2 protein-coding genes and 1 pseudogene are annotated in these 2,418 nt (G+C 72.8%); 2 read left to right on the forward strand and 1 reads right to left on the reverse strand.

All coding sequences use genetic code 11. From position 1 onward, the window contains the following. Both CCN42_RS16960 and ppk2 read left to right on the forward strand, forming a co-directional pair. Positions 1 to 203: pseudogene (locus tag CCN42_RS16960) on the forward strand (chloride channel protein); the annotation flags it as partial. 140 nt (positions 204 to 343) lie between these two features. Then, a complete protein-coding gene (gene ppk2 / locus CCN42_RS16965) occupies positions 344 to 1,147 on the forward strand; it encodes a polyphosphate kinase 2 (protein WP_086736675.1) in 804 nt (267 codons plus the stop codon). Between the two features lie 60 nt (positions 1,148 to 1,207). On the opposite strand, the gene CCN42_RS16970 is transcribed toward ppk2, so the two are convergent. Beyond that, on the reverse strand, positions 1,208 to 2,293 hold the full coding sequence (locus CCN42_RS16970; protein WP_086736677.1) for an LLM class flavin-dependent oxidoreductase: 1,086 nt from the start codon (positions 2,291 to 2,293) through the stop codon (positions 1,208 to 1,210). Positions 2,294 to 2,418 lie beyond the last annotated feature (125 nt).

Here is a 2,418-nt window from a genome sequence, read left to right on the forward strand (position 1 = left end):
CCGCGGCCGCGGCCGCGGTGACCGGCCTGCCGCTGAGCAGCGCGGTGCTGGCGGTGCTGCTGATGGGCCGCGCCGCGCACGACCAGATGCCGCTGATCGTGGCGGCGTCGGTGGTGGCGTTCGTCGTGGCCCAGCTCGTGCGGCGCGACGAGGCGGGGGCGGCATCGGGCACGGGGGCGCGGTCGGGAGCCGGTGCGGGCTGAGGCGCGAGGGCCGGGGCGTGGTGAGGGCCTGCCTGTCCGGCGCGCGCGACTCCCACACGGCCAGTACGGTGCTGTCCAAGCGCTGTCCGGGTGTGCGCTCCAGGGTCCGCCCGGGCGCACACGCCGAGCGGGGAGACACCATGGCCGGCAAGCAGGCGGCGAAGCTGCCGCGCAAGACGTACGAGAAGGAACTGCTGCGCCTGCAGACGGAGTTGGTGAAACTCCAGGAGTGGGTGCGCACCGAGGGCGCCCGGCTGGTCGTGGTCTTCGAGGGTCGGGACGCGGCGGGCAAGGGCGGCACCATCCAGCGGGTCACGGAGCATCTCAACCCGCGCGTGGCACGGATCGCGGCACTGCCCAAGCCGACCGAGCGCCAGCGCACCCAGTGGTACTTCCAGCGGTACGTCGAGCAGTTGCCGGCGGGCGGGGAGATCGTGCTGTTCGACCGCAGCTGGTACAACCGGGCCGGTGTCGAGCACGTCATGGGCTTCTGCACCCAGGAGGAGTACCGGCTGTTCCTGCGCCAGTGCCCGATCTTCGAACGGATGCTGGTGGAGGACGGCATCCTGCTGCGCAAGTACTGGTTCTCGGTGAGCGATGCCGAGCAGCAGGACCGTTTCCGGCGTCGTCTGGAGGATCCGCTGCGGCGCTGGAAGCTGTCCCCCATGGACCTGGAGTCGATCACCCACTGGGAGGCCTACTCCCGGGCCAAGGACGAGATGATGGTGCACACCGACATCTCCGAGGCACCGTGGTACGTCGTGGAGAGCGACGACAAGCGGCGGGCCCGGCTGAACATGATCGCCCACCTGCTGGACTCCGTCCCGTACCGCGACGTCCCGCCGCCGGTGCTGGAGCTGCCGCAGCGTCCGCCGTCCACCGGTTACGAGCGCCCGCCGCGCGATCTCCAGACGTACGTCCCCGACCACGCGGCCGGTCTGTGACCGCGCCCGGCGCGACGCCGGGACAGGCGTCGCCGCGGTCCCGGCCCGGTGCCGGCCCCGTCAGCGGGAGCGGGACGCGGTGACCGCCTCCGCCCCGGCCGGGGCCCACGGGAACGGCGGGTCGGGGATCGCGTGGCGCAGCGCGGGGGCGACGTCGGACTGGAAGAGTTCGAGGGACGCCCGGTGCCGGTGCCGGGGCAGTCCGCCCGCGTCGGCCTGTACGTGCAGCACGCTGTGGCCCAGCCGCTCGTGGTACCGGTGGACCTTGTCGATGACCTGCTGCGGGCTGCCGACCAGGGCCGAGCTGCGCTCCGCGAAGTCCTCCAGGGTCGGGAAGACGACGGGCAGGCCCGCCTCCTTCCAGAAGGCGAGGTTCGCCTCGAAGACCGGCCGGTAGGCCCTCAGCGCCTCCTGCGAGGTGCGGGCGACGTACAGGCCGGCGGTGCCCGCGCCGACGGCGAGGTCCGCCGGGTCGTGACCGTGGTGCGCCCAGCGTTCGCGGTAGTGGCGGACCAGCTCGGCGTACGGCTCGACCGGGTGGGTGACGTTCGCCGAGAACAGCGGGTCGCCGTAGCGGGCGGCCAGCTCCACGGACTCCTTGCTGGTGGCGCTGCCGTGCCAGACCCGTACGGGGTGCTGGTAGGGGCGCGGCCACACCTCGGCGTCCCGCAGCGGGGGCCGGAAGCGGGTCGCCGCGGTCACCTCGGGCTGCCGCCAGGCCGTCCGGAAGACCTCGTAGCTCTCGGCGTTGCGCTGCCACTGGTCCTCGGGTGTGACCTGGAACAGCTCGCGCTGCGCGGTGCCGTTGCCCTTGCCGATGATCAGCTCCAGGCGGCCGCCGGAGAGGTGGTCGAGGGTTGCGTAGTCCTCGTAGGCGCGGACCGGGTCGAGGAGGCTGAGCGTCGTCACGGCGGTGAACAGCCGGATGCGCCGGGTCAGGGCGGCGATGTGGCTGAGGACCACCGGCGGGGAGGAGGAGATGAACGGCCGCTCGTGCCGCTCCCCCACCCCGAAGCCGTCGAAGCCGAGTTCCTCGGCGAGCACGGCGTCGTCGAGCACCTCACGGAACCGCTCGTGGGTGCTCTTCCGCTCGGCGGTGACGGGGTCCGGGCGGTGCGTGATCAGGGTGATGGCGAGGAATCTCACGGCGCCACCTGCCCGCCGGCGGCCTGTTCCCGGAGGAGGGGGACGGCCGGGGAGCCACTGGAGGTTCGCTGGTGTGGGGATGCGGACACGGAGAACGGTGCCTTCCTGATCGGCTGGGGTGGGGG

This window comes from Streptomyces glaucescens (assembly GCF_002154375.1).
In the GTDB taxonomy this organism is placed as follows: domain Bacteria; phylum Actinomycetota; class Actinomycetes; order Streptomycetales; family Streptomycetaceae; genus Streptomyces; species Streptomyces glaucescens.

Coding starts and splice junctions, on each gene's coding strand:
- ppk2 (WP_086736675.1), top strand. CDS start 344: ATGGCCGGCAAGCAGGCGGCGAAGCTGCCGCGCAAGACGTACGAGAAG.